Consider the following 6,490-nt stretch of genomic DNA (forward strand, 5'->3'; position numbering starts at 1 on the left):
ACACCAAACGGCATCAGAGGCTTTCCGGGGTTTCAGTTTTTACGTGTTGCGTACCACGTGAGGCTTGTGGCGTGCCATGCACCAGATCCACGAAAATATCTTCCAGCGAACTTTGCCGTGAATGCAGGTCCTTGAATTCAATACCCTGCTCGCTCAGGTGACGCAGCAATTCAGCAATGCCCGTGTTTTCCTGGTTGGCATCGTAGGTATAAACCATCGAGTAGCCCTCATCGGCCAGCGCCAGCGCCTCGTCCGCCATGGCGGCGGGAATCGCATCAAGCGGTTCAGCCAGGTGTACTGTCAATTGCTTGCGCCCCAACTTTTCCATCAGCCGGGACTTTTCATCCACCAGGATAATTTCGCCCTGACGGATAATACCCACGCGGTCAGCCATTTCCTCGGCCTCTTCAATATAGTGGGTCGTCAGAATAATGGTGACGCCCTGCTCGCGCAGCTGGCGGACCATTTCCCACATTTCCCGGCGCAGCTCTACATCCACGCCCGCCGTAGGCTCGTCCAGAAACAGGATCTTGGGCTCATGGGAAAGCGCCTTGGCAATCATCACCCGTCGCTTCATGCCACCGGACAGCATCATGATCTTGCTGTCTTTCTTGTCCCACAGCGACAGCGCCTTGAGCACTTTCTCAATGTGGCCATCATTACGCGGCTTGCCAAACAGCCCGCGGCTGAAACTCACTGTTGCCCAGACGGTTTCAAATGCGTCGGTGGAAATTTCCTGGGGCACCAGACCGATGGCGCTTCGTGCGGCACGAAAATCGGTAATGATGTCATGGCCATCGGCGAGGACCTTGCCGGATGATGGATTGACGATCCCGCAAATAATACTGATCAGGGTCGTTTTGCCGGCGCCGTTGGGGCCCAGCAGGGCAAAGATCTCCCCGGGCTGAATCTCCAGATTGACCTCTTTAAGCGCCTGAAATCCGGATTCATAAACCTTGTTAAGATTGTTGACCGAAATTACTGCATCCACATTGTCTCTCCTTCAAAGGACGCCTTCCCACTCTCACTGCATCGCGCCGATGGCAAGCATACCTTATACCGGCTAACCATTATGCACACCCGGTACCACCTATGGGCGCGGATATGCAGGACGACCAGCACGCTCACGAAACCGCCGCAAACTCCGGGAGTCGGCGCCCCGCTTTCAGGCTCTTCGCCCACCACCCAAGTACCGCCATTTGCTGCGCCAGACGCTTCTCTGCGCGGGCCTTCTGCTCCTCCGATTGCCAGCGCCCATGGGCATCAAATTCGTCACCGGCATTGATGATGCTCACCACATTGCGCACTGTCACTGCATGCAACTCGGCATAGACCAGCCGTAACTGCTCTACCGCTCGCAACCCACCGGACACCCCGCCATAACTGATAAACGCCACCGGCTTTGCTTTCCAGGCCGCACTGGAGATATCAATGACCTGCTTGAGGATGGCTGGAAAACTGTGGTTGTACTCCGGCGTAACCACTAAAAAGGCATCGGTCTTTGTCAGCCTGTGATGCAACTGCCGCACACTGGCGGATGCTGCATTCGGAAAATCCGCCGGCACAGCAAAATCACGGGGATCAATCACCTGCAGCGCAAAATCGGGCAGATCCCGAATCTGCTCTGCAGCCCAATTGACCAGAGTGTCACACAAACGCCCTTCACGGGTACTGCCGTACACCAGAGCCAGAGTCAGCGGATCGCGCGTGGCCATATTACCTCCTGAACAGTTGACGACAATGAAGGCTCAGCGTAAAACCTCAATCAATATTGAGGTCAATATTGAAAGAGACAGGGAGCAGCTATGACCCTCATCAACGCAAACGATATCGGTAAAGCCCTGACCGTGGGGGAAGTGGCAGACCGGAGCGGGGTTGCGGTATCCGCCCTGCACTTTTATGAAACCAAGGGGTTGATCCAGAGCTGGCGCAGCAGTGGCAACCAGCGCCGCTACCACCGAGATGTACTGCGCCGTGTCGCCGTGATCAAGGTCGCCCAGCGTATTGGCATTCCCCTGGCCGAAATCGCCGACGCCATGGCCAGCCTGCCCGACGGCCGCACGCCCACCGCCCGTGACTGGAAACGACTCTCCGCACGCTGGCAGGAGCAACTGGATGCGCGCATTCACGCCCTGACCCAGTTACGTGATCAACTGAGCGACTGTATCGGTTGTGGGTGCTTGTCGATCAAGGCCTGCCGGCTGCGCAATCCCTATGACTCACTCTCCGAGCAGGGCACCGGGGCCCAGCTACTCGAGGATGAACAATGACCCTGATTCCACTTCTGCCCGGGCTTTCTCTGCGAACCTTCTGCGCCAAAAACACTCTGTCATTGTAGCCTGCGACTTTTGTCGGCATTCATTTTGCCGACCGTGACGTGGCAGAATGGGGGGCCTATTCTTTACTGGACCCAGCATCTGAACCCCGGGCACACCCCGCCCAACTCTTATTAACCGCAATCAGGAGGCAGTATGAACGAGAATACCGTAACCGTTATCCCCGGTGACGGAATCGGGCCGGATATCGTGGATGCCACGGTACGGGTACTGGACGCACTGGATTGCGGTCTGAAATTTGAGTATGCCATCGCAGGGCAGACCGCACTGGATCAGGGACTGGAGCTGGTGCCGGAAGACACCCTCGCCGTGCTCAAACGCAACCGCCTGGCGCTGAAAGGCCCTATCACCACCCCGGTGGGCGGCGGCTTCACATCCGTGAACGTGACCTTGCGCAAGACCTTCGACCTGTTCGCCAACGTGCGCCCGGCCCTGTCCATTCCCGGTGTGAAGTCCCGCTATGACAATGTGGACATCATGACCATCCGGGAAAATATCGAGGGCATCTATTCCGGGCTGGGGCAAACCGTCAGCGACGACGGCGAAACTGCCGAGCTGCGCAGCCGCATCACTCGCACCGAATCCGAGCGCCTGCTGCGCTTCGCCTATGAAACCGCCACCAAACAGGGGCGCAAGAAAGTCACCGTGGTACACAAGGCCAATATCATGAAGTCCACGTCCGGGCTGTTTCTGGATGTGGCTCGCAAGGTTCGCGAGGACTACCCGAATCTGGAACACGAGGAAATGATCGTGGACGCCACGGCCATGCAGCTGGCCATGAACCCTCATCGTTTCGATGTGATCGTCACCACCAACCTGTTCGGCGATATTCTCTCCGACCTGTGTGCCGGCCTCATCGGCGGGCTGGGTGTGGCACCGGGCGCCAACATCGGCGAGCACGGCGGCCTGTTCGAAGCCGTCCACGGCAGCGCCCCGGACATCGCCGGCAAGGGCATCGCCAACCCCACTGCCATCATGCTCGCCGGGGCCATGATGCTCGATTACATGGAACAGCACGACAAGGCTAAAAGACTGCGCCGCACCGTGCGACACGTGGTCGGTCAGGGGGAAATCGTCACTCCGGATCTGGGCGGGCGCGCCAGCACCACCGAGTTTACCGATGAACTGATTCGGCATCTGACCACCTGATTTTACACAAAGACAGCAACCGGATGCCCTGCAGGAATGCCGCAGACGAAGCGATAGTCAGGATCTCAAGCCACGAGTCGCGAGTTTCGAAAGTCAAAACCTGAAACGTGCATTATTTGCAGGGTTTCCGCTTCTCGTAACTTGCAACTCGTCACTGCTTTTATCGCGATGCGGACGACGTTCCTGTGACAAGCTCACAATGAGCCCGCCCTCCCCCACCACTGCCACTAGCCACACCACACACAGTGATCAACTTCACACTTTCAACCGGAACCGGTAATGTATTTGTTATCCCCTGTTTGGGGGAGGGGGAATAACGGCTGCCAACCATAATGTCCGCTGCCCGGATTCATGGGGGAATCCGCCAGCGCCTGGCAGCCAGTAAGGGCCGCAAGGGGACAGCCATGACCACCACGACGATCACCACCCATGCGCGCAATGACGCCGCACCCGCCACGTCCACCCAACTGACCGAGCAAGAACTTAAGAGATACAACCAACTGGTCAACATGCTGTATCGCTGCTTGCATGACAATACTGGTTTCAGGGCATTCTTTGAGGCGTTCCAGGCGCACTTCCAGGCACTACAAGGCGGCATCATGGGCATCACCAGCAACCCGCAACGACTCTGTTACGGCTGGACCTTCGGTTACCCGGAAGGGTTTGAACAGTGGTATATCAACAGCGACCTGCCGGAAAGGGACGAAGCCATTACCCGCTTTGTCAACCAGCCGCCACGCCAATTCGCCTCCTTTCTTGAGGGACACTCTGAAGGCAGCATTCTCGATATGCTCGGCCCGGAAAGTCGTGCCTGGGCGGAACAGATCAATATGATCGACAGTGTAGGCATGCTGGTGACGCAGACCGAACAGTGTCGCGTGATTTTCATGGCTAACCGCCAGCAACAGCATGGCCCCTACAGTGCCCGCGAGCTGCTGCAACTGAATCTGCTGGCACCACACATCGAGAATGCCGTCACCCTGCATTTAAAGCTGTATCAATCCAGCAATGACAACGAAAACCTGGCACTGGCACTCAATCATGTGAACAAGGCGCTGGTCGTCTGCAATGCGCTAGGCAGGGTCGCACAGGCCAACCATGCGGCCCGCAGTATTCTCGAGAGCAGCAATAAACTGTTTCTCTCAGAAGGGGAACGACTAACGAGCAAGAACAATCGTCTGGCGAGAAAAATCAACGATGCCATTTCCACCTGCATTGTTCATTCTCATCAAGGAAAGCTGGAGCCTGTCACCCTGTTTATACCCGATTCGGATGAACGGTTGGCACTGAGTCTGGTCCCCTTGATCGCAGATAACCCGGACAACAACGGAGTGCTGATCGAACTCTTCAGTTTTAATGCCAGCCAGCAGCCGGATCTTGAAAAAATGCAGGCATTATTTGATTGCACGCCGGCGGAAGCCTCCGTGGCCAGCGCCATGATGCAAGGTCTATCCGCCAACGAGATTGCCGAAAAAAAAGGCATTTCCATCCATACCGCTCGCCAACATATCAAGAGTTTGTTGGGCAAAAACGGCTTTGGCAAACAAACCGAGTTGATTGCCATGCTGGTCAGGGCACTGGGGTGAAACCACCGCCCTAACGCATAAAAGACTCAATATCATACCGACCTTCACACATGAAGTGCGCCCAATGAAGAACAGGAAAAACCATGGCACTCGTCCTACAAAATGAGCCAGATCTGATTCAAGCCCTCTACCGCTCTCTGACTCACCGGGAGGGATTTCATACCTTTCTGGAAAAGCTGACCAACGCCATCAAGGGCTGTGCCGCCCAGCTACTGGTCATCAACCGGCAGCCCTTGCGCATGGAGCACCTCTGGTATCACGGCCTGTCCGAAGAATTCATCACCTGGTATCTGGAAAACAACATGATTGCCCAGGACGTGGTCACCAACCAGGCGGTCAAGCAGGCGCCGGGTCTGTTCCAGGCTGCCCTGCCCCTGCTGCCAGACTTCCAGCCCGACGAAGATTATTCCAAATGGGAAAACGAACAGGACATGCTGGATTCCGCCTGGCTGCTGGTTGATACCACCCGCACCCACAGCTTCGTGCTCACCATCCAGCGTACCGTTGCACAAGGCCCTTATCAGCAGGCGGAACTGGATGCCCTGAATCGACTGGTTCCGCATATCCGCCAGACCGTACAGCTTTACCGGCAACTGGAGACCCGTAACCAGGCGGCCTCCTCACTGGCCGCCATCATTGACGTTCTCCCCGACGCCACCTTTGTCCTCGACAGCATGGCCACCATCCTCTACTCCAACAAGGCTGCCCGTGAGCTGATCGCCCGCGAGCGCTGCCTAGGCATTCGTGACGAACGCTTCCGCTTCGCAGAAAGCGATGTCCAAAGCGCCTTCTTTCGAGCCTCCGCCCAGGTGGTTCGCTCCAGCATGGGCAAGGAAGCCTATTGCAGCGAGACCCTGTTTCTCAAACGAGAAGGACGCAGCCCACTGATATTCGTGATCCGCCCCATCGAAAGCAGCGACCTGCTTGCCGGTGGCGCCCTGGTAAGCGCCTACGAAACAGACAACCGCCCCCTTCCCCGCGCGGAGCATATTGCGACCTATTTCGAGCTGACTCCTGCTGAAGCGCAGGTTTGTGAACAATTGGTCAGCGGGAAAGACGTACAGACAATAAGCGAACAGTTGGGCCGCAGCGTCTCCACTGTGCGCTCGCAGATAAAACAGGTTTTCCAGAAAACCGGTTGTTCCCGGCAGGGGGAGCTGATCAGCCGAATTCTGGCAGCGTTGTTGCGGTAGTACTCACCTCTGTCATCCCTGTGTTATTCGTTAGCACCCCCTTCACGAGGACGCTGAATGAATAGATATTGGAGTGTCAAAACCTTTTCTCCTAACCGTCCAGAAAGCATAAAAAAAGAGGGGGCACGCCCACTGCTGTCCCACAGTTGAGGGACAAATGAAAAAGCCTGAACCGAACTGGTTACAATGATTCTGCGAGGAAAACATTGTGATCAGGGAGGTTCAG

6 protein-coding genes are annotated in these 6,490 nt (G+C 56.4%); 4 read left to right on the plus strand and 2 right to left on the minus strand.

Going from position 1 to position 6,490, the window contains the following annotated elements:
- Positions 1 to 13 precede the first annotated feature (13 nt).
- Positions 14 to 991 (minus strand): ABC transporter ATP-binding protein, encoded by a 978-nt coding sequence (locus COA55_RS09830; RefSeq protein WP_290501902.1) that lies wholly within the window; start codon positions 989 to 991, stop codon positions 14 to 16.
- A gap of 133 nt (positions 992 to 1,124) precedes the next feature.
- Positions 1,125 to 1,715 carry an NAD(P)H-dependent oxidoreductase gene (locus COA55_RS09835; protein WP_290501904.1) on the minus strand — a complete coding sequence of 197 codons (591 nt, stop codon included), beginning with the start codon at positions 1,713 to 1,715 and terminating at the stop codon, positions 1,125 to 1,127.
- Between the two features lie 90 nt (positions 1,716 to 1,805).
- Here COA55_RS09835 and soxR point away from each other — a divergent pair, with 90 nt between their 5' ends.
- From soxR to COA55_RS09855, 4 genes are all read left to right on the plus strand, one after another.
- Positions 1,806 to 2,270, plus strand: coding sequence for a redox-sensitive transcriptional activator SoxR (gene soxR, locus COA55_RS09840; RefSeq protein ID WP_063518614.1), 465 nt, complete (start codon positions 1,806 to 1,808; stop codon positions 2,268 to 2,270).
- 201 nt (positions 2,271 to 2,471) lie between these two features.
- Positions 2,472 to 3,485, plus strand: coding sequence for an isocitrate dehydrogenase (locus COA55_RS09845; protein WP_290501907.1), 1,014 nt, complete (start codon positions 2,472 to 2,474; stop codon positions 3,483 to 3,485).
- A 404-nt stretch (positions 3,486 to 3,889) separates the two neighbouring features.
- Complete coding sequence (locus COA55_RS09850) at positions 3,890 to 5,071, plus strand: helix-turn-helix transcriptional regulator (RefSeq protein ID WP_290501909.1); 1,182 nt, start codon at positions 3,890 to 3,892, stop codon at positions 5,069 to 5,071.
- A gap of 83 nt (positions 5,072 to 5,154) precedes the next feature.
- A complete protein-coding gene (locus tag COA55_RS09855) occupies positions 5,155 to 6,264 on the plus strand; it encodes a LuxR C-terminal-related transcriptional regulator (protein ID WP_290501911.1) in 1,110 nt (369 codons plus the stop codon).
- Positions 6,265 to 6,490 lie beyond the last annotated feature (226 nt).

It is taken from the genome of Alcanivorax sp. (assembly GCF_002733835.1).
GTDB lineage: Bacteria > Pseudomonadota > Gammaproteobacteria > Pseudomonadales > Alcanivoracaceae > Alcanivorax.

Coding starts and splice junctions, on each gene's coding strand:
- COA55_RS09835 (WP_290501904.1), bottom strand. CDS start 1,715: ATGGCCACGCGCGATCCGCTGACTCTGGCTCTGGTGTACGGCAGTACC.
- COA55_RS09850 (WP_290501909.1), top strand. CDS start 3,890: ATGACCACCACGACGATCACCACCCATGCGCGCAATGACGCCGCACCC.
- COA55_RS09855 (WP_290501911.1), top strand. CDS start 5,155: ATGGCACTCGTCCTACAAAATGAGCCAGATCTGATTCAAGCCCTCTAC.
- COA55_RS09845 (WP_290501907.1), top strand. CDS start 2,472: ATGAACGAGAATACCGTAACCGTTATCCCCGGTGACGGAATCGGGCCG.
- soxR (WP_063518614.1), top strand. CDS start 1,806: ATGACCCTCATCAACGCAAACGATATCGGTAAAGCCCTGACCGTGGGG.